The sequence below is a fragment of the Parabacteroides merdae ATCC 43184 genome (assembly GCF_025151215.1).
Lineage (GTDB): Bacteria > Bacteroidota > Bacteroidia > Bacteroidales > Tannerellaceae > Parabacteroides > Parabacteroides merdae.
This window is the reverse complement of the sequence record NZ_CP102286.1, coordinates 2,618,532-2,638,635: the sequence shown is the minus strand read 5'-3', so window position 1 is coordinate 2,638,635 and position 20,104 is coordinate 2,618,532. Positions and strand designations below refer to the sequence as shown.

Genomic DNA, 20,104 nt, shown 5'->3' with positions numbered 1-20,104 from the left:
AGTAACTTAATCTAATTTATCGTTTATACCTTTCCCCGTTTCTATCTTCTTGATGAATTTTGCCGGATTGCCGGCTACCACTGTCATGGGAGGCACGTCTTTGGTCACTACGCTACCGGCTCCGACGATAGCTCCGTAGCCGATGCGTACTCCCGGAAGGATGGTTGAATTGATGCCGATCCATGCCTTGTCTTCGATTACGATCGGACGGCCGTAGGTCGCGCTGCGGTTTTCCGGGTCCGGGTCGTGGTTGATGGTGATCAGGTTGACCTTCGGACCAATGAATACTTCATCGCCAATCGTGATGCCGCCGCGTCCGAAGAAGGTACAACACTGCTGGATGAAACATCCCTTCCCAATCGTGACAGGCTTACCGTAGTCGATGTAGAGCGGCGGCAGTACCGTCGTGCTCTCTTCGAGGGGTTTGCCGAGAATCCGGCCCATGTATTCGTGTACCTCTTCCGGAGTGCGGTAACCTGTATTCATTTCCGTAGCGGTTCGGATGGTGGCGAAAATGTCGGTGATCAACGCTTCGTAACCTGGCTCATTGGGCGAAACTATTTCACCCGATAAATCTTTTTCAAAGATAGTCTTCATGTTATTCTTTCTTTATTTCGTTTTCTGATGCAAAGGTAGGCGGGTAGTGGCGCAATGGTTTTGTTGTGTGGTTCAAAATGCTTTGTTGGAAAGTCCACAATAAAAAAGTCCCGCAACCTATGCGAGACTGATTCCCGGTTGTGTATCCTCTGTCGGAGGAATGCCGTACGTTTCTTTATAAATCTTCGAGAAGTGGGAAAGGTTCTTGAATCCTACTTCAAAGCAGATATCCGATACCTTGCGTCCCCCTTTCCGTATCAACTCGCGGGCGGCTTCGAGGCGACGGTGTATCAACCATTCCCGCGGGGAAAGCGTACTGCACTTTTTAAAGTCCCGCTTGAACGTGGATAGGCTGCGGCCGGTATAATTGGCGATCTCTTCCATCGATATATCGTTCATGTAATTACTTTCGAGGAATTCCAGTATGTCGATTTTCCACGGGTCCGTAAAGTCGAAGATAGAAGCATACAGGTTCTTGCTCGTATTAAGCAACACATATATGCCTTCGATCATTTTCAGTTGCAATAACTCCTCTGTCGGCTGGATGTTCGAATCGAAGTAAGGTGTCATGGATTCGAACAGACTTACGATATCGGGGCGGTTGGACGGCAGCTTGTACAAGCTTATTTCATCTCGCTTGGCATCTTTGGGTATTGCATCCCGGTCCAGACGATTGTAAAAACCACGCAAGAATTTGGGGGTAAACATCAGGAATATGGCTTTGAACTGTTCCCCGTTCCATGCCTGCTTGGTCATTTGTACACTGAAGTCCTTGCGGATAAAGGCGCAATCACCTTTATGCAGCCGGGTGGTTTTTCCTCTTTCATCAATGACCATTTCACCGGAGTACATGTAAACTAACACATGGGAATGGTTCCGATGTAAGCAACTTTTTCCTCCGTCGAAGTACATGGCCAGGAAAAAATCCGAATAGCGCAGTGTGTTGATTCCGTCCGTCATATTTTCTATTGGGCTATGAATGCAATTTTGTTTGCAACGGATAACTCGTTTCAGGAGTTTAACCTTTCGACCGTCTTTACCCCCTTCACCGCATTAATCTTCTTGGTCAGCATGTTTAACGCCGTCGTGTCGCGCACCATAACCGTGAAGTTCCCCTGGAAGATCCCGTCCACCGAGTCGATGTTCAGGGAGCGGAGCGTGACGCCCGTTTCCTTGCTGATGACGGAAGTGATGTTGGTGACAATCGCGATGTCGTCACGGCCGATGACCCGGAGCGTGACGATATATCCGTTGTCCCCCTTACCGCTCCATTTGGCCTGGATGATGCGGTAACCGAAACGGCTGAACATTTCCTGTGCGTTCGGGCAGTCCATCCGGTGGATCTTGATGCCTTGCGTGGAGACGAAACCGAACACCTCGTCGCCATAGATCGGGTTGCAGCACTTCGCCAACTTATACTCGATGCCCGTCAGGTTCTTGTCAATCACCAGGACATCCTTGTTGGTCGAGATTTCTTCTACTTCGGTTGTCGTGATGTATTCTTCGGCGCTGCGGACTTCGGTGTGGTCGTTCGTTTCCGTTTCCCGGCGGAGCTGTTCCAGGTATTCGTCGATCACTTGGTTCGGGTCGAGGCGTTCTTCGGCAATCTCGACGTAAAAGTCGGTGACAGTCTTGAAACCTTTCTTCTTGATGTAACGCATCAGGATCGGTTCCTCCATCTCGATCTTCCGGTTCTTGAAGCGGCGTTGCAGCATCTCTTTGGCAAAGTCCACCGCCTTGGCAGTCTCTTCGCGGAGTGCCTGTTTGATCTTGACCCGCGCTTTCGAGGTGACGACGATGTTCAGCCAGTCACGTTTGGGTGTCTGGGTGGGAGCGGTGACGATGGAGACCGTGTCGCCGTTGTTCAAGGTATATTTAATAGGTACATTCTTCTCGTTCACCTTTGCCGAGACGCATTTGCATCCTAACTTGGTATGGATCGCGAAAGCAAAGTCGAGCACGGTCGCCCCTTTGGCCAGCTTGATCAGTTCGCCTGTCGGGGTGAAGACATAGATCTCGTCTTTGTACAAGTCCATCTTGAAATCCTGCATCAGGTCGAGCGGGTTGTTCTCTTTCGTTTCCAGGGCGGCACGGACGGTGTTCAGGAATTCGTCCAGCCCGCTTTCCGCCTTTCCTCCTTTATATTTCCAGTGAGCGGCCAGTCCCCGTTCGGCGATCTCATCCATGCGACGGGTACGGATCTGCACTTCCACCCATTTGTTCTGTGGTCCCATCACAGTGATATGCAGACTTTCGTAACCGTTCGTTTTCGGGATAGATATCCAGTCCTTCATGCGTTTCGGGTTCGGCTGGTACATATCGGTGATGATCGAGTAGACTTGCCAGCAGTCCGAACGCTCCTTCTCATACGGCGTGTCGAGGATGATGCGGATGGCAAACAAGTCGTATATGTCTTCGAACGGGATGTTCTGTTTCTTCAGCTTGTTGTTGATGGAGTGGATGGACTTCGTGCGTCCCTTGATGTCGAACCGCAACCCAGCCTCCTCCAGCTTGCTTTTGATAGGGGTGATGAACTCGGCGATGTAGGCGTCGCGCGAACGTTTCGTCTCGTTCAGCTTCTGCTTGATAAAATCGTATTGCTTGCGGTCGGTATATTTCAGCGACAAGTCTTCCAGTTCGCTTTTGATCGTGTACAAGCCGAGGCGGTGGGCGAGCGGGGCGTATAGATAGGAAACTTCCGTCGCCAGCCGTTTCCGGTCCTCGTCATTCTTCAATTGTTTGCCGAGGCGCATTAGGCAAAGGCGGTCGGCGATCATGATCAGGATCACGCGTACGTCTTCGGCAAACGAGAACAGCAGTTTATGGAAGTTCTCGGAGTCGACAGCCGTATTGCGGGCGTAAAGATCCGAAGTCTTCAGCAGACGGCTGATGATCAGGGTGACATCCGCATCGAATGTAGTCTTCACTTCATCTAAAGTAATGATCTTTTTCATGACCGGACGGTAAAGCAGGAGTGCGATGACCGACGTGCGCTTCAATCCGATCTCTGTGGTGGCGATCAATGCCGTGTCGATATTGCGGAGCAGGCCGTTAATGCCGTTTTTGTCTCGTCCGTAACAATCCAAAGCCACAACCCGCTTCATCAACTCTTTCATTTTACTCAGATCTTCTTTTTTCAGGAAAGAGTACAGATGGCGTAATAATTGCTTGTACTTGGAGAAAAACTGTTTTTTCTCCTCTTCGGTAAAGAACGGTTGTATATCCATAGTCGTCTGTCTTTTTACAGCTTGTTTGTGGGCTGTCCGTAAAACATACCGTAAAAATAAGTTTTTCTCCGAATATCAGTGCAATTCTAATGGTATTTTTATACATTTGCGATATACATAGGCCGGAAGGGCCTTGTAGCGTGTCTGATTATTAACTAATTAAAAAGATATACTATGTTAAACGCAAAAGACTTAGAGTTACTGGCGGCTAAAGGAATCAGCGAAAAGCAGATTGAAGAGCAGTTGGCTTGTTTCGTGAAAGGGTTTCCTTTTCTGGAAATTACAGCTTCGGCGTCGGTCGAGAGAGGGATTATGGTAATCCCGCAGGAGAAGCAGGCTCCTTATATGGATGCCTGGGATGCTTACCTGGCAAAGAATAAGAAGATCCTGAAGTTCGTGCCGGCTTCGGGTGCGGCAAGCCGTATGTTCAAGAATCTGTATGAATTCCTGTCTGCCGACTATAACGAGCCTCAGAATGCGTTTGAGAAGAAGTTTTTTGATGACATCAGGAAGTTTGCCTTCTATGATGCCTTGAACCGGGCTTGCATCGAGAATGAAGCAAAAGATATTCCTGCACTAATCGCTCTCGGACAGTATAAGGCTGTTGTCTCCAACCTGTTGGAGTCGAAAGGACTGAACTACGGACAGCTTCCGAAAGGTCTGTTGCTTTTTCATTCTTATCCGCAGACAGCCCGTACGGCGATGGAAGAACATCTGGCCGAAGGTGCGATGTATGCGAAGAACAATGCCGGCGAAGTGAATATACATTTCACTGTGTCGCCCGAACATAAGGCGTTGTTCGAACAGTTGGTTGCTGCAAAGACGGGAGATTATGAAGAGAAATTCTCTGTCAAATACGATATTTCTTTCAGCGTGCAGAAACCGAGTACCGATACGATTGCCGCCGATATGGAAAACAATCCGTTCCGCGACAAGAACGGTAATCTGTTGTTCCGTCCGGGTGGCCACGGTGCTTTGATCGAAAACCTGAACGATGTAGATGCCGATGTGGTGTTTGTCAAGAATATCGACAATGTGGTTCCGGACAGTTTCAAATGCTCGACCGTTATCTTCAAGAAGGTGATCGCCGGTGTGCTGGTCTCTTTGCAAGAACGCATCTTTAAGTATTTGGAGCTGATCGACAGCGGCAAGTATTCGCACGACCAGGTGGAAGAGATGATTCATTTCTTGCAGGAGGAGTTGTGCGTGAAGAATCCGGAAACGAAGTTGTTGGAAGATGCCGAGTTGATCCTTTATATTAAGAGTAAGCTGAACCGCCCGTTGCGTGTCTGCGGTATGGTGAAGAATGTCGGTGAGCCGGGTGGTGGCCCGTTCCTTGCTGTCAACCCGGATGGAACTGTCTCTCTGCAAATTCTCGAAAGCTCGCAGATCGACCTGAATGACCCCGAAAAGAAAGCGATGTTCGAAAAGGGCACGCACTTCAATCCGGTGGATCTGGTATGCGCGTTGAAGAACTATAAGGGCGAGAAGTTCAACTTGCCGGATTATGTAGACAAGAATACCGGCTTTATCTCTTATAAGAGCAAGGACGGCCGCGAATTGAAAGCATTGGAATTGCCAGGTTTGTGGAATGGTGCGATGAGCGACTGGAATACAATCTTCGTCGAAGTTCCTATCGAGACCTTCAATCCGGTCAAGACGGTAAATGATCTGCTGCGGCAGGAACATCAATAAACAAAAAAGCCGTCCGAAATGAATCGGACGGCTTTTTTGTATGGCAATAGAACCACAGAGATTACACTCTTCTTTCTTTGATTCTTGCTTTCTTACCGGTAAGAGCACGCAGGTAATACAATTTAGCGCGACGTACTTTACCATACTTGTTAACCGTGATGCTTTCGATAAACGGAGATTCGATCGGGAAAATACGTTCTACACCTACGTTTTCAGACATCTTACGCACTGTGAAGCGTTTTTTGTCACCATGACCTGAGATGCGGATTACGACACCTCTGTACTGCTGGATACGTTCTTTGTTACCTTCTTTGATACGGTAAGCTACTGTAATAGTGTCACCACTCTTGAATGCAGGAAATTCCTTTTTCGTAGCAAACGCTTCGTTTACAACTTTAATTAAATCCATTGTTTTATAGCTTTTTAATTGTAATTTTTAATGAAACGCAATATAACGGGCTACTTGTCCCGACAGAGATTACGCAAAGCGGATGCAAAGTAACGAAATAATTATTTGATACGCAAGTAGCAGTCTGAAATAAATTTTACTTCAGCCACTTATCGGCAAACTTAATGTAGTTCTCCCAGTCGAAATCCGTCACATCATGCACTCCGGTACGATTGTGGTAGGCGACACGGTTCATGATCGGCATGTTGACCGTCGGCATCGTGGTCGTTTCCAGTCCTTTCATTCCGTAGAGCTTATAGACTTCTCCGGCGTATGCGGTTGAAAGAAATTCACCTTTCGGATCGGACCAGCGGTCTTCTTCGGCGCTTGCCACATAAAGGGGGCGGGGAGCGATGAGGGCCAATAGCTCGTGCTGGTCGATCGGCAGTTCACCTTCTTTCTTGTTATACCGGCGGAAGTTCTTGCAGAACCAGTGAGGGAACGCGTGGTTGATCCGGTTGACAGTTTCACCTACCTGCCGTCTGGATAGGGCTGCTCCGCCACATCCGGATTCGTTGGAGATGACGATTGCAAAACGCGGATCGGTAGCGCCAACCCAAAGGGAGGTTTTGCCCAAGCGGGAATGTCCCATCAGGATGATTTTGGAGGCATCGACCTGCCAGTCTGTTTCGAGGTAATCCATCACCCGACTGTAACCCCATGCCCAGGCGGCGATTGCTTGTCCGCCGTCTGCCGGAATGTCTCCTTCAGATGGATGACCGAAGAGGGCGAGAATACTTTCCGCATATCTGTCCTTGCTGTCGGGGAAGAAGTCGAAGTAATGGATGGTGGCCAACCCGTAACCGGCGTCGATGATCTTTTCCACCGGCCAGCGCGATGCCTGGTTGCCGCGTGGGCGGTCGGAATATTGCGACGGGATGATATCCGGGTCCGAAGAAACTGTCTGATTCCCCTGGAAGTTGAAATGCAGGAATACCGGCACTTTTGTTTTGACATGGTTCGGCAGATACATCAGCAGCAGGGCTTTCCGTTCTATACCGTTATGGCTGAATGTGATTTCGATCTGTTTGCGGGTGGCGCTGCCGTTGACCGCACTGTGGTTGTCGTCCAACTTCTTGTAGGACACATCCACCTTGTCCGCCGGCATCTTTCCGTATACCTGTTCGGTAAAGACAGACAGCAATTCCGGGCGTCTGATCTGTTCCCATTGTTGCACGGTTGTTATTTCCCGGCCGTCGCTAGTCTTTAACAGAGCGGGCAGGGTATAAGGGGGAATTTTGCTTTCGTCGTAATTCGCTTCATCGGCTTCCTGGGCATGTCCCGTCAATAGGCTGCAACTCCAAAGACACAGGAGGAATATGGCTTGTCTCATAACTGTCGGTTTTTTTATTTTTAATTTCCTTATATCTGCGAGTAAGGCAATGGTGAGAGGAGCAGACTGGTGTTTCGGGTGGCTGTATAGGCATATTCCGGCAGGTTCTTGATCCGTTGCCAGTCCGGATGTGCCCGGAATTTGTCCCAGGCGGCATTGCGTGTCGGTTCGTCCTTGTACCAGGTGAGGTACATCACCGCCGGCATGATCGGACCGGCCAGTACCTCTCCGTAGCAAACGGAGTTGATGCCGACCTTGTCGAAGACATCTATTTCATCTTTATTGAACATCGCGACTTTCCGCTGGTTGGCTTCTTCGTTGGGACTGTGGTACGTCCTGAGTTCGAACAGCGTCCGGTTCTTGTCCGGCATCAGAAGGGAAGGTACTTTGTCGAAAGCTTCGCACAGGAAACTTTCGAAATTGAAGTAAGCCGGGTTGGGAGCCGTCTTGTCGAAATAAGGCTGTGCCGCTTTCCTGAATACCGTGTCGTCCCAGATGGTCCGTTTCACCCGGTGGTAAGTCGTGATGTTGGGATAAATGAACAGCAGTAGACGCCGTTCTTTTTCCTCTTTCTTATAAGGGACGAAAGCGCCTGCTTTGATATTCTTCCGGTTATAGGCAGGGATCAGTGTGTCGCGGAAAAAGCCGTCCAGGCCGTCCGCATCTTCTTCCAGTGTGTAGATTCGCCATTCGTATAGCTGCTTTCCGGATGGAGCGGGTTTTTCGGAGGTTGCGGCTATCCCCTTGATGGCCGGAAGCGTAGCCAACATACCTGTCAGCTTCATAAAGTGCCTTCTTTGCATGGTTCTATAGAATTTAGATTAAAAAATAGTTAGTAAACACTTCAAAGGTAGGAAATATCAGGGTAATTTCCGTACATTTGTTTTGATTTATGATTTATGAATTATGATTTATTAGAAAGACATTGTGATCATTATTTATAAATCATAAATTATAAATCATAAATTTCAACTCTTTCGATGAAGAAAATATATATCTTTTTATTTAGTTGTGTTACCGTTCTTTCCGCTGTCGCACAGACGACGCCGAACCTTTACCGGGCAGTGGACAAGGAGAAAATGAATCACTGGGTGGACTCCGTCTTCGATGCGATGAGTTATGACGAACGTATCGGGCAACTCTTTATGATCATCGCCAACCCGAAATCCGACACCCGCAATATGCAACGCCTGATGCGTTATGTCAATGAGATAAAGATCGGCGGCATCCTTTTCCATAAAGGTGATCCGGTCACGCAGGCCGAGGTGACGAACCGCCTGCAAAAAGCCTCCCGTGTCCCGATGCTCGTGTCGCTGGACGGCGAATGGGGACTTTCCATGCGCCTCTCCGGTACGACCCGTTTCCCGAAGAACATGATGTTGGGGGCGATTGAGGATAACAGCCTGATAACCGAATACGGCAAGGAAGTCGCCCGGCAGTGCAAGGAGATGGGAATCCATATCAATTTCGCACCCGATATGGATGTCAACAGCAATACCGACAACCCGGTGATCGGCCTCCGCTCCTTCGGCGAGAATCCTGAGGCGGTGGCTGACAAAGGGCTTGCGTATGCCCGTGGGCTGGAAGGGCAGGGCATCCTGTCTGTCGCCAAGCATTTCCCAGGACATGGCGATACCGCCGAAGATTCCCATTATACGCTGCCTGCCGTTCATCATGACCGGGCACGCCTGGACAGTGTGGAGTTGCTGCCTTTCAAACGTTACATCTATGACGGCTATGCCGGCGTGATGACCGGACACCTGTATGTCCCGGCGTTGGACAAGGCACGCAATAAGCCGGTCTCCATGTCCCGTGCCGTCGTCACCGACCTGCTGCAAAAAGAGCTCGGATTCCGAGGGCTGTGCTTTACCGACGCTTTGGCGATGAAAGGCGCTACTACCCGTAAATCCGATAACCCTTCCGTAATGGCGCTATTGGCGGGCAATGACATCCTTTTGGCTCCGGCTGCGCCGATTAACGACTTTGCAGCCGTGAAGGAGGCCTTGGAAGAGGGTATTTTGGACAGGGAAGAGATAGAAGCGAAGATCATCAAGATCCTGCAATATAAATACATCGCAGGGCTGAACGACTATCGCCCGGTCGAGACGAAGGGATTGTCCGAACGCCTGAACTCTCCCCATGCCGCATGGTTGGCCGCCAAGTTGAATGAAGAAGCGATCACCCTGCTGAAGAACGAGGGCGACATCATCCCGTTGAAGCAGCTCGATAAGAAAAAGATCGCCGCCCTGTCTATCGGTGACGGGGTAGGGAACGAGTTCCAAAAGATGCTGGGGCGCTACGACTCGGTCGCCTGTTTCAGCATCAGCCGGAATGCGACGGCAGCCCAAGTGCAGAGTGTATATAAGAAATTGGAGAAATACGATGTGGTCATTTGCGGCGTGCATACGGTCCGCATTCCGGAAAGCCCGGCTCTGCGCGAGCTGGCGGCAAAGAAGGAACTGGTCTATGCCTTTTTCACCTTGCCCTATTTTTGTAAAGCATATAAACCTTCCATCCTGAAAGCCAAAGCGGTCGTAATGGCCTACGAGGGCACACCGCTTGCTCAGAAATATGCGGCGCAAGCCATTTTCGGCGGTATTGCGGTTAAAGGAAAGCTGTCGGTTTCCATCCCTACCCTCTACACGGCGGGGACGGGTGTGTTTACCGAAAAGACACGTCTCGGTTATCACGAGCCGGAAGAAGTGGAGGCAAGTCCCGAACGTTTGGACGTGATCGCCTCTATCGTGGAAGACGGTTTGGAACAGAAGGCGTTTCCCGGTTGCCAGGTGCTCGTCGCCAAAGATGGCATGATTATCTATGACAAATCGTTCGGCTATTTCGACTACGATAAGAAACAAGCTGTTGATGAAAACTCCGTCTACGACTTGGCTTCTTCTTCCAAAGCGGCGGGGACCTTGCTGGCTGTAATGAAAGCATACGATGACAAGAAGTTCACGCTGAACAATAAGATATCCGATTTTATACCCGAACTAAAGGATTCGGATAAAAAGAATTTAGCTGTCAAAGACCTCCTCTACCACCAGTCCGGCCTGACGCCGACTATCAACTTCTATCTGAACGCGATCGACAAGGATAGTTATAAAGGCAGCCTGTACAGTAATGCGAAGAACCAGGCGCATCCGGTCCGTTTCGACGCCCGGACCTATGTGCGCAACGACTTCTCTTTTCTTCCCAATCTGGTATCTGCCCGGAAAAAGCCGGGCTTTACGACAGAGATCGCCCGTAACATGTATCTGCACGACTCTTTTAAAGACACCATTATCCAGGAGATCAAGGACTCGCGCCTCGGCGTGCGGGGCAAGTACAAATACAGTTGCATCAATTTCATCCTGTTGAAGATGATGGTGGAAAAGCAGATGCGGCAGCCGATGGACCGCCTGTTGCATGACATGTTCTTCAGCAAGCTTGGAGCTTGGCATACGGCCTACAATCCGTTGCATATCCTCGACACGATGCAGATCGTCCCGACCGAAAACGACCATTTTATCCGTCGGCAACTGCTTCGCGGCTATGTGCATGATGAGGCAGCCGCTTTCCAGGGGGGCGTTTCGGGCAATGCCGGGCTTTTCTCCAACGCCAACGACTTGGCGAAAGTGCTGCAACTCTATCTGAATCAGGGAAGCTACGGAGGTGAACAATACCTATCCAAAGAAACCTGCCGTCTTTTCACCCAAAGTAAAAGTCCGACCTGTCGCCGCGGCTTAGGTTTCGACAAGCCGGTAGCCGGTGGGGGTAAAGCATCTCCTTGCGGCAGCCTGGCTCCCGCCTCCGTTTATGGGCATACCGGTTTTACCGGCACTTGCTTTTGGGTGGACCCGGATAACAACCTGCTGTATATCTTCCTGTCCAACCGTGTGAACCCGACACGGGCCAACAACAAGCTAGGTTCGCTGGATATCCGCACACGTATCCAAGACGCAATCTATAAAGCAATCAAATAATTCATAAATCATAATTCCCCTAAAGATGTTATTCGGACACGGTGACGACCACTATAATTCACAGAAAGAGGTAAAGATAAATTTCAGTTCAAATGTATGGCATGGAGCCGATCTCCGCACACTCAGGGAACACCTGAACGAGCAGTTTTATGAACTCACGCGTTATCCGGAACCGGATGCTTCTTCCCTGAAAAGATTGCTTGCCCGCTGCTATGAGGTGGAAGAGGAGAATATAGTGGTAACGAACGGTTCCATCACGGCATTCTATCTGCTGGCGCAAACCTGGAAAGGGGCGAAATCCGCTATTGCCGTTCCCTCTTTTGCGGAGTATGAAGACGCTTGCCGCCTGCACGGGCATGAAGTCAGTTTCTTTCCGACCTCGTGCGACCTGTCCGGCCTTTCGCTGGAAGGACAGGATTTCTGCTGGATCTGTAACCCGAATAATCCGGACGGCAGACTGATCCGCCGGGCCGAACTGCTGGCATTGATCGAGGCGAACCGGCAGACCGTCTTTATCATCGACCAGGCATACGTCGCTTTCACGACGGAAAGGTTGTTGGAACCTTCGGATGTCTGCAACCATCCGAACCTGATCTTGATACAATCTATTTCGAAAGCGCATAATATACCGGGACTCCGTATCGGCTACTTGGTCGCTTCTCCGGATAAGGTCGAGCAGATAAACCGGTACATCATTCCCTGGTCTGTCAATGCAATTGCTGTGGAAGCCGGCAAGTACATCTTGACGCATCCGGAGCAATATATCCTGCCCATCCGTGAATGGCAACGCGAGACAGCCAGCCTGATCGACCGGCTGAATGAACTGGGCGACTTGGAAGCATTACCGACATCCGTAACTTTCTTCTTGGTCCGCCTGAAAAAAGGGACGGCCGCTGGGTTGAAACAGTATCTGTGGGATCGTCATGGTCTGCTGATCCGCGACGCCTCCAATTTCCGCAGCCTGGATGAAACCTATATCCGTATATCGGCACAGACAGCAGCCGAGAACCAAGTACTCGTTGATGCGGTACGGGAATGGCTTTCCATCTCGCCTTGATATCGGCTTGCCCTTCACCTTGATGTCGTTTCGAGGGATTGTTTCTCGTTCATGAAGATGCCTGAAATATTTGTAAGCTGACAAGATTGGAAAAGTTAGCAGGTAGGAGGAACATTACCTTTGCGAAGTAAAAACAGAAAAATAACATGCAAAAACGGCAGTAAAATAGGTGAAACCGGGCGGTTTTTATTGTCCGGCACGGTACTTTAGTTGCCGGACACCCCCATGTTGCCATCCTTAACACCCGGATGTACCGGCTCTCTACACCCGGATGTAAAGGATGGCAACATGGGGGTGTTTACGGATTTATGTACTTGTCTTTGCTAAAAAAAGAGATAGCTTTTGTGGAATGAAGAACCGTATTCCGCCAATTTAATATCTGTTATATTCGTTTTTACATTTGTTTATTCGATTATTTTATATGCTTTTTCAAAAGTGATAGAAGGCAATGTGTTGGTTTTCAATTGTATGGCAAAAACGTCCTGTTTCAGAAGTGATAGAAGAGTGATACAGGAAAACGTCCTGTATCACTGCCTCTGACGCTTGAATATGAATAGCTACAACCTTCGTAGTGATAGAGTGATAGAGGATTTGCAGAAAACTTCGTATGCAGATCACGACCTTGGAAAATTTTGATACGGTTGCTCTGTTTTTCTTTTGAGAGCGGAGTAATAGTAAAAGATTATTCTTACTTTTGTCAAGAAATCCCGGTAACAATTATGGACGAAAAAGTGCTCGAAAAACTGAAAGTACTGGCTGAATCGGCCAAGTACGATGTATCTTGCGCTTCCAGCGGAACGTCGCGAAAGAACAAGAGCGGCGGGATCGGAAGTGCGGCAGGGTGGGGCATTTGTCATAGCTTTGCCGAGGATGGCCGTTGCATTTCTTTACTGAAGATTATGCTGACAAATTACTGCATGTTCGATTGCGCCTACTGCATCAATCGCCGCAGTAACGATATTCCCCGTGCCACATTGACGGTGACGGAACTGGTGAACCTCACGATCGAGTTTTACCGCCGTAACTATATCGAAGGGCTTTTCTTGAGTTCCGGTGTTGTGCGCAATGCCGATTACACGATGGAGCGCCTCGTCAGGGTGGTAAAAGACCTCCGGACAGTATACCGGTTTAACGGCTATATCCACTTGAAAAGTATTCCCGGCGCCAGCCAGGAACTAGTGAATGAAGCCGGACTCTATGCCGACCGTATGAGTGTGAATATCGAGATCCCGAACGAGAAGAGTCTTCAGCTATTGGCTCCTGAAAAGGATTTTCAGAGCGTCTTTCAGCCGATGCGTTATATTCAGCAAGGTGTTTTGCAGAGCGCTGAAGAGCGGAAACGTTTTCGCCATGCTCCGCGTTTTGTGCCTGCCGGGCAGAGCACGCAGATGATTGTCGGGGCGACACCCGATTCGGATAAGGATATCCTTCGTCTCTCATCCGCCCTCTATCAGCGTCCGACGATGAAGCGTGTCTATTATTCCGGTTTTATCCCTGTCAATGAATACGATAATCGGTTGCCGGCCTTGAAGCAACCGCCGTTGGTTCGGGAGAACCGTCTGTATCAGGCGGACTGGCTCTTGCGCTTCTATCAGTTCAAAGTGGATGAGATCGTGAACGATGCCTATCCTGACCTCGATCTGGAAGTCGATCCGAAGCTCGGTTGGGCGTTGCGCCATCCGGAGCAGTTCCCAGTCGATATCAATAAGGCGGATTACGAGATGCTTCTTCGCGTACCCGGTATCGGGGTGAAGTCGGCGAAATTGATCGTCGTCTCCCGCCGATATTCCCGTCTGGGGACAGGGCAATTGAAGAAGATGGGTGTCGTGATGAAGAAAGCCCAGTATTTCATTACATGCCACGAGTTGCCAGTCCGCACGATTAACGAAGTGTCACCTGAGGTGGTCCGTCAAATCCTTATCCGGAAAGCGGGACGTAAGAGTACCGACGACCGTCAGCTTATCCTCCAATTTAAGGAAGAATCATGACGGTATTCGTGTACGATAAAACCTTTGAAGGGCTGCTGACCGCTGTTTTTGATGCTTATTCACGTCGCAGCTTTCCCGATCTGCTGTTAGCAGAAGGAGAACCTTTTCCCTTGTTTTATGATGAGGCAGTGACGATCTGTACGGACGATGCCAAGGTGGATCGTGTTTGGAAAGGTTTGCAGAAGCGGCTTTCCGCTATGGCTTTGTCTGTGATTACCGTTACTTGGCTATCTGAACTGCCAGAAACGGACATGCTGCTTTTTCGCTATATCCGTAAGGCGATCGACGCTCCGCGTACGATCGAACTGAACTTTGGCGATCCCGATGTTCTCGAAGTCTCCAAGGTATGGAAAAAGGTGACGAACGAGCGCCTGCGTGTCATCCAGTTCCTTCGTTTCCAAAAAGCGGCGGACGGGACTTTCTTTGCTGCTGTCAAGCCAGTATATAATGTACTCCCTCTCACTCTTCCGCATCTGAAAGACCGTTTTGCCGACCAGTGCTGGTTGCTTTACGACCTGAAACGTGAGTACGGTTACTATTACGACTTGAAAGAAGCTACCGAAGTTCGTTTCGAAGAGAAAGAAGCCCACCTTCTTTCCGGCCTGCTCGGTGAGGAACTGATGGATGCCGATGAGAAACTTTTCCAGCAGATGTGGAAAACTTACTTCAAGTCTATTGCCATCAAGGAACGTCTCAATCCCAAGTTACACCGCCAGCATATGCCTGCCCGGTTCTGGAAGTATATGCCGGAAAAGTTGTAAGTCAGGATGCGTTACTCCTTCTTTTCGGTGGAAAAGATTATGCGTTTAGGACATTGTTCGAAATGCACAGTACGGACTGGCAAAACAATAGTGTACTTCTGTACTCCGGCAGCTCACCTATAGATGTCTTTACTTGTTTTGGAACTCTTCCTGCGAATAGATAGTCTTCCCCCGTTGACTGATAGTCCACTTTCCGTTTATGCGGCGTACATTCTTTGTATCGTCGTCCTCTACGTTCCAAGCATATCCACCGGATGGGAGTGAGCGCCTATCCAGTATCTCGTTTTTATCTCCCGAAGAGAAGAACAGTTCGACTTGGGTGGAATCCGGACTGAAAACGATGAAAGCAGACTGGCTGCCGTCGACAGCTTTCATCCGGATACCCTTTTCGAACACACGGATGCAATCTTGCTGCACTTCGCTCCATTGGTAGCCGGCCGAACCGATACAGCCGTGTTTGTCCCGGTCGCCGCCAACTATGTTTCTTCTTCCGGGGACAACCACAATCTTTTGCGCTTTCATCCCTGTCTTATATTTCCCGCTATGATATACGATGGCCGTATCATCGAGCAAGATACCATTCGTTACGACCCTTTCTGCATCCAACGTACTGAAAGAAAGTGTGTCACCTTCCTCGGAAACAACTGTCAGCGTATTTATGGTTGCATCGCAGATAACTCCTTTTACCATCGAAGCTTTTGGTGAACAGGCAAAAGTAATGCCGGTACATAAAGCGATTGCCGCAAGATTCAATTTATTCATGTTTCTGTTCTTAATTGAAGTAGTACAGGAAGATTGCAACACCTTCCAGCGCTTTCTTCGGTTGGTCCTTGATCTCGATGGCAAACTTGATCTCAGCCTTGGCTACGCCACGCAGATTTGTCAAAGTCTGTAGTTTGGCGATCAGGCGGATACTTTGTCCGGTCAATACGGGCTGTCCGAATTTCATCTTGTCCATGCCGTAATTAATCATCATCTTCAGGTTGTTCACCTCGATGATCTGGTTCCAGAGGTGAGGAAGGAGTGACAGCGTCAGGTAGCCGTGGGCAATTGTGCTGTGGAACGGGCTTTCCACTTTGGCGCGCTCGGGGTCTACGTGAATCCACTGGTGATCCAGTGTCGCATCGGCAAAAAGGTTGATGCGTTCTTGTGTCAGTTCTACATAATCTGAAATCCCTATTTGCTGGCCTACCAGCTTTTCAAAGTCTTCGTACGAGTTGATAACTACTTTTCCCATTATTTTTTTGTTTAGTGATTTATGATCTTATACGTCCGCCGTCAGGTAACTGCGATCTGTTTTTATCGCCGGTTACAGGGGTGTCTCTGCAATTTTCGCAATAATTCCTGGAATAAACAAATATTTTGGCAAGATTGGACAATACGTAGGCGCAGACGGGATTATTACCGACTTTGCAACTTAACTCTGTTTATATTGTTGATTTTATATAGACGGAGTGAAGTTATAATCTTATTTAAGTCTTATGAGGAAGATAAAAAGAGTCATAGGGTACACGTTGGGGATCGCAATGGTGCTGATTGCCGCTATATTCTTGCTTAATCTTCATCTGACCAAACGCCTCGAACGGTATCTTCGGAAAGAACTGATCCATCGGACGGCCGAGGCTACGGATGGCTTTTATAGGCTTTCTTTCGATAACCTTTCTATCAGTTTCTTCAAAGGTGAACTGACGCTTGAGGGAATAAAGCTATGTCCCGACTCGGCGGTTTTCCGGGATTGGGAAAGAAAGGACAGCTTGCCGTCTGTCTATGTGACAGCCGAGGTCGGCATGATCGACTTTAAAGGATTGAATCTTACGTGGCGTTGGAGTTACAAGCAGTTGCATTTTGACTCATTTGAAATTAGGAATCCTGATATACAGGTGTTTAATCCTTACTATTCGACGCGGGCGGAGGTGAAGGAAAGGAAGGAGGCGGAGATCAAGACCTTGTATGAGGTGGTTTCTCCTTATATTAATGTATTGACTGTCCGGATACTGAATCTGGAGAACGCCAGTGTGTCCTATTCCGTGGAGAATCCTGTTTCTCCGATTGTCTATGCCCTGAATGATGTCAGTTTCCATGCGTATGGTTTTCGTTTGGATGAGAATTCGTCTGAGAGTGGAAAGTTGCTTTATTGTGATAATTTCGATTTCATTACTAAGCGGTCGCAGACGCTATTGGCCAATAATGACTTTCGTTTGCAAACGGATCGGATCCTGCTGAGTACGGAAGATTCTATTATTTCTATCTCTAATATTACGCTTACACCCCAAGGTGAATTGTGGGGGGAACAGAAAAAGCGGCCGGACAGCTATCTGAATGCGTTGATCAGAGCCATTGAAGTGAAAGGAATACAGTTCCGTCGTGAAAATGCGCTGAATTACCTCACGGCGCGCTCGTTAGATATCATTTCTTCGGATATACAAGCCTTTAATCTGGCGGGGGAAAGCCTGCCGTCTGCTAAAAAAACGGAGAAGAAAAGCTTGAATGAGGCGGAGGCGGATTCTTTGGTCCGTTCCCTGTCTCTTTATGAATTGATCTCGCCTGTCTTACATACGGTTTCTATTGGTACGGTCGGTATCGGGCAGGCAAAGTTGCAATATTCTTTTGCGGTTAAAGATAAGATCGAGGTGTATAAACTGGCGAACTTCGATTTCCAGGCAAACGATTTCCGGATAGATTCCGTATCGGAGACTCAACGCGGGTTCTGGTATTCGCGTGGTTTCTCGTTTGAAGCGACTGGTATTGAGGGGCTGATGACGGCACGAAACCACCGGTTTACGGTGAAGCGCATGACGTTGGACACGGAAAGCGGGGATTTCAACCTGGAACGAATCAGGTTATATCCCTTGTCGGTTTGCGGACAGAATGATTATATGGCAGGAAGCATTGATACGGTTGGAATCCGCGGTTTGTTATACGACAAGGGGATCAGTGCGCGATTGCTGAAAATAGACCGCCCGAATCTGCGTTATGTGCTGGTTTCTTCCTTCAATAAGAAAGATGTGAAGTCGGTAAAGCCGGCAAACAGCCGTGTCGATGTGGAGTCGATCTTGAATCCTTTCCTCCGTTATTTCTCTGTTAAACGGTTGAGTCTGAATCATGCATCTGTGACGATCGATGATAAAAGCATGTCCGATCCGGTTACTTATAAACTGAATGACTTTAATTTCTTTGCAACCGGCATTTGGGTGAACCGGCAGACGGGGAAGGGGAGTGGACTGTTTTTCGATTACGGAAATATGGGATTTAATTTTAGTCGGTTCGATAACTATTTGCCGGGAAAAGAATATCGTTTGTCTGTGCGGAAAGGGCAATTTTCGACCGTAAAAGGAATTCTGGAATTACAGGATATCAAACTGCTCCCACAAAATACGATGGAGAAGAAGGCAAAGACATATATCCGGTTTTCTTCACCGGGACTTCGTATAGGCGGGCTGAAACGGATACCTGAAAGGCTGGACCGGAATATTCGGGTAGCATCGTTCCGGGTAGATTCGCCTGATGTCCAAGTGTGCAGATCGGACGGAAGTGGCATGTCGGCTTCACTTAAAGGCCTGGCATTGGAAGGGGTTTCCTGGGATAGCACTTTGTTGAAGTTGGGTTCGGTTCACATGGAAAGTCCTGTGGCGGATATTTATTCCGGTCATTTTCTCGATACTCTACAAAATCAAACGAAGTTAGGTTCGGTTGATTTATATACAGCTTTGGAGAAAGTTGCCGGACGAATCTTTTTAGGTCGCTTTAGCTTGAAGGATGCGAACATCCGTTATGCCTATTATGGGAAGAGCGATTCTTTGCAACATCAGAAGTTAGATACGACTAACCTGTTTATTGAGGGGCTGGCTGTTGATACTCGTCTCCGTACATATAAATTGGATGATATTCGTTTCTCTACCCGTAACCTGGAGCTTCCTCTGGATAACGGTTTTTACACGTTAAAGGTAGGTGCTGTGGATTTGACCGGATCAAGTGTAGTCATTGACCGTATTCGTCTTATATCTCCTTATCCTAAAATGCAGTTTGCTTATTTGCAGCCGCATCATAAAGATTGGTTTGATGTGAGTGTCGGGCAGGTTGCGCTGGCAGGTATCGATCTGTCCACTTATTTATCGGAGAAGGTGCTTCGGATAGCTGATGTACAGATATCGGATGCTGTATTACAGAATTTTAAGAACCAGAAAATACCGATACCCCGGCGTATTGTTCCGATGATCTATACCGGATTACAGAAGGCTCCGGTTAAGCTGGATTTCCAAAGAGTGGGCATAAAGAACTTTTCCGTTGTTTACGAAGAGCTGGCAAAGAAGGGAACGGTTCCCGGAAAACTGTTTTTTACGGATATGAACGGAACGTTTACCGGTTTTACAAATATCGTCTCCCGTCCTGACCAATACATCGTGCTGGATGCTGATGGCAAGTTGATGGGGAAAGGAAACTTTACGGCTACTTGGAAGTTACCGGTCGATTCACTGAATGATCGTTTCTTGCTGAATGCCCGCCTAGACAGTTTTGACCTTACGGCGTTGAACGAATTGCTGGTTCCCCTGGCTTCGGCGGAGGTACAAAGTGGATGGGTTCGAGAGATGGCTTTCAGTACGGAGGCATCCAGCAAAGGAGCTACAGTGGAGATGGTTTTTCTATATAATGGCTTAAAAGCTGCTTTACTGAAAGAAAAAGATGGTGTACTAACCGATAAGAAGTTTCTGACCGGTCTGGTCAACCGTGTGTTAAAACAGAATAATCCGGATAAAACAGGAAAAGGTTTTAACAAACCGCGTCATTCGAGTGTTTCAATAATAAGGGATCCTTATCATTCCACTTTCAATTATTTGTGGCAGATATTAAGACCACCGTTGATTGAATCGGTCGGTATGTCCAAAAAGAAGCAGGATACAGCCAAAGAAATTATGACTTTTCTTACAAAAGTGAAGAACTTCTTCCGGGGAAAAAAGAACGTTTCAGGAAAAAACATTCCAGAAGGGGAAGGAAAGGATGTTTTATTATTGGAATTTGAACCTATAAATAATTAAGAA

Annotated in this window: 14 protein-coding genes; 6 read left to right on the top strand and 8 right to left on the bottom strand. The window is 48.3% G+C overall.

The genetic code is table 11. The annotated features are described in order from the left end of the window. Positions 1-6: 6 nt before the first annotated feature. From NQ542_RS11005 to NQ542_RS10995, 3 genes are all read right to left on the bottom strand, one after another. The gene (locus NQ542_RS11005; protein ID WP_005634908.1) at positions 7-597 is read right to left on the bottom strand and encodes a DapH/DapD/GlmU-related protein; all 591 of its coding nucleotides are present in this window, start codon (positions 595-597) and stop codon (positions 7-9) included. A 117-nt stretch (positions 598-714) separates the two neighbouring features. Further along, positions 715-1,557 (bottom strand): AraC family transcriptional regulator, encoded by an 843-nt coding sequence (locus NQ542_RS11000; protein ID WP_005634909.1) that lies wholly within the window; start codon positions 1,555-1,557, stop codon positions 715-717. Positions 1,558-1,607: 50 nt separating this feature from the next. Beyond that, positions 1,608-3,824 carry a RelA/SpoT family protein gene (locus NQ542_RS10995; RefSeq protein WP_005634910.1) on the bottom strand — a complete coding sequence of 739 codons (2,217 nt, stop codon included), beginning with the start codon at positions 3,822-3,824 and terminating at the stop codon, positions 1,608-1,610. Positions 3,825-3,998: 174 nt separating this feature from the next. Here NQ542_RS10995 and NQ542_RS10990 point away from each other — a divergent pair, with 174 nt between their 5' ends. After that, positions 3,999-5,519 carry a DUF4301 family protein gene (locus NQ542_RS10990; RefSeq protein WP_005634911.1) on the top strand — a complete coding sequence of 507 codons (1,521 nt, stop codon included), beginning with the start codon at positions 3,999-4,001 and terminating at the stop codon, positions 5,517-5,519. 61 nt (positions 5,520-5,580) lie between these two features. On the opposite strand, the gene rplS is transcribed toward NQ542_RS10990, so the two are convergent. From rplS to NQ542_RS10975, 3 genes are all read right to left on the bottom strand, one after another. After that, on the bottom strand, positions 5,581-5,928 hold the full coding sequence (gene rplS, locus NQ542_RS10985) for a 50S ribosomal protein L19 (protein WP_005634912.1): 348 nt from the start codon (positions 5,926-5,928) through the stop codon (positions 5,581-5,583). Positions 5,929-6,064: 136 nt separating this feature from the next. After that, positions 6,065-7,300: a glucuronyl esterase domain-containing protein gene (locus NQ542_RS10980; RefSeq protein ID WP_005634913.1), complete on the bottom strand. Its 1,236-nt coding sequence runs from the start codon at positions 7,298-7,300 to the stop codon at positions 6,065-6,067. A gap of 29 nt (positions 7,301-7,329) precedes the next feature. Further along, complete coding sequence (locus tag NQ542_RS10975) at positions 7,330-8,085, bottom strand: NIPSNAP family protein (protein ID WP_227945680.1); 756 nt, start codon at positions 8,083-8,085, stop codon at positions 7,330-7,332. A gap of 195 nt (positions 8,086-8,280) precedes the next feature. Between NQ542_RS10975 and NQ542_RS10970 the strand changes: the two genes are divergently transcribed. The 4 genes from NQ542_RS10970 to NQ542_RS10955 all read left to right on the top strand — a co-directional run bounded on the left by NQ542_RS10970 (position 8,281) and on the right by NQ542_RS10955 (position 15,068). Next, positions 8,281-11,262: a glycoside hydrolase family 3 N-terminal domain-containing protein gene (locus tag NQ542_RS10970; RefSeq protein WP_005634915.1), complete on the top strand. Its 2,982-nt coding sequence runs from the start codon at positions 8,281-8,283 to the stop codon at positions 11,260-11,262. A 25-nt stretch (positions 11,263-11,287) separates the two neighbouring features. Then, positions 11,288-12,319 carry an aminotransferase class I/II-fold pyridoxal phosphate-dependent enzyme gene (locus NQ542_RS10965; protein WP_005634916.1) on the top strand — a complete coding sequence of 344 codons (1,032 nt, stop codon included), beginning with the start codon at positions 11,288-11,290 and terminating at the stop codon, positions 12,317-12,319. Positions 12,320-13,038: 719 nt separating this feature from the next. Then, positions 13,039-14,307, top strand: coding sequence for a putative DNA modification/repair radical SAM protein (locus NQ542_RS10960; protein WP_005634919.1), 1,269 nt, complete (start codon positions 13,039-13,041; stop codon positions 14,305-14,307). Then, on the top strand, positions 14,304-15,068 hold the full coding sequence (locus tag NQ542_RS10955; protein WP_005634920.1) for a TIGR03915 family putative DNA repair protein: 765 nt from the start codon (positions 14,304-14,306) through the stop codon (positions 15,066-15,068). The genes NQ542_RS10960 and NQ542_RS10955 overlap by 4 nt, the downstream gene beginning before the upstream one ends. A 129-nt stretch (positions 15,069-15,197) precedes the next feature. On the opposite strand, the gene NQ542_RS10950 is transcribed toward NQ542_RS10955, so the two are convergent. Together NQ542_RS10950 and NQ542_RS10945 are read right to left on the bottom strand one after the other, a co-directional pair. Continuing rightward, positions 15,198-15,830 (bottom strand): hypothetical protein, encoded by a 633-nt coding sequence (locus NQ542_RS10950; RefSeq protein ID WP_005634921.1) that lies wholly within the window; start codon positions 15,828-15,830, stop codon positions 15,198-15,200. A gap of 10 nt (positions 15,831-15,840) precedes the next feature. Further along, the gene (locus NQ542_RS10945; protein ID WP_005634922.1) at positions 15,841-16,305 is read right to left on the bottom strand and encodes a MaoC family dehydratase; all 465 of its coding nucleotides are present in this window, start codon (positions 16,303-16,305) and stop codon (positions 15,841-15,843) included. A 244-nt stretch (positions 16,306-16,549) separates the two neighbouring features. Between NQ542_RS10945 and NQ542_RS10940 the strand changes: the two genes are divergently transcribed. Then, complete coding sequence (locus NQ542_RS10940; protein WP_005634923.1) at positions 16,550-20,101, top strand: hypothetical protein; 3,552 nt, start codon at positions 16,550-16,552, stop codon at positions 20,099-20,101. The last annotated feature ends 3 nt before the right edge of the window (positions 20,102-20,104 follow it).

Excerpts from the sequence above, each read along its gene's own strand:
- NQ542_RS10970 (WP_005634915.1), top strand. The coding sequence starts at position 8,281 with ATGAAGAAAATATATATCTTTTTATTTAGTTGTGTTACCGTTCTTTCC.
- NQ542_RS10950 (WP_005634921.1), bottom strand. The coding sequence starts at position 15,830 with ATGAATAAATTGAATCTTGCGGCAATCGCTTTATGTACCGGCATTACT.
- NQ542_RS10940 (WP_005634923.1), top strand. The coding sequence starts at position 16,550 with ATGAGGAAGATAAAAAGAGTCATAGGGTACACGTTGGGGATCGCAATG.
- NQ542_RS10995 (WP_005634910.1), bottom strand. The coding sequence starts at position 3,824 with ATGGATATACAACCGTTCTTTACCGAAGAGGAGAAAAAACAGTTTTTC.
- NQ542_RS10960 (WP_005634919.1), top strand. The coding sequence starts at position 13,039 with ATGGACGAAAAAGTGCTCGAAAAACTGAAAGTACTGGCTGAATCGGCC.
- NQ542_RS11000 (WP_005634909.1), bottom strand. The coding sequence starts at position 1,557 with ATGACGGACGGAATCAACACACTGCGCTATTCGGATTTTTTCCTGGCC.
- NQ542_RS10975 (WP_227945680.1), bottom strand. The coding sequence starts at position 8,085 with ATGAAGCTGACAGGTATGTTGGCTACGCTTCCGGCCATCAAGGGGATA.
- NQ542_RS10980 (WP_005634913.1), bottom strand. The coding sequence starts at position 7,300 with ATGAGACAAGCCATATTCCTCCTGTGTCTTTGGAGTTGCAGCCTATTG.
- NQ542_RS10945 (WP_005634922.1), bottom strand. The coding sequence starts at position 16,305 with ATGGGAAAAGTAGTTATCAACTCGTACGAAGACTTTGAAAAGCTGGTA.
- rplS (WP_005634912.1), bottom strand. The coding sequence starts at position 5,928 with ATGGATTTAATTAAAGTTGTAAACGAAGCGTTTGCTACGAAAAAGGAA.
- NQ542_RS11005 (WP_005634908.1), bottom strand. The coding sequence starts at position 597 with ATGAAGACTATCTTTGAAAAAGATTTATCGGGTGAAATAGTTTCGCCC.
- NQ542_RS10965 (WP_005634916.1), top strand. The coding sequence starts at position 11,288 with ATGTTATTCGGACACGGTGACGACCACTATAATTCACAGAAAGAGGTA.
- NQ542_RS10955 (WP_005634920.1), top strand. The coding sequence starts at position 14,304 with ATGACGGTATTCGTGTACGATAAAACCTTTGAAGGGCTGCTGACCGCT.
- NQ542_RS10990 (WP_005634911.1), top strand. The coding sequence starts at position 3,999 with ATGTTAAACGCAAAAGACTTAGAGTTACTGGCGGCTAAAGGAATCAGC.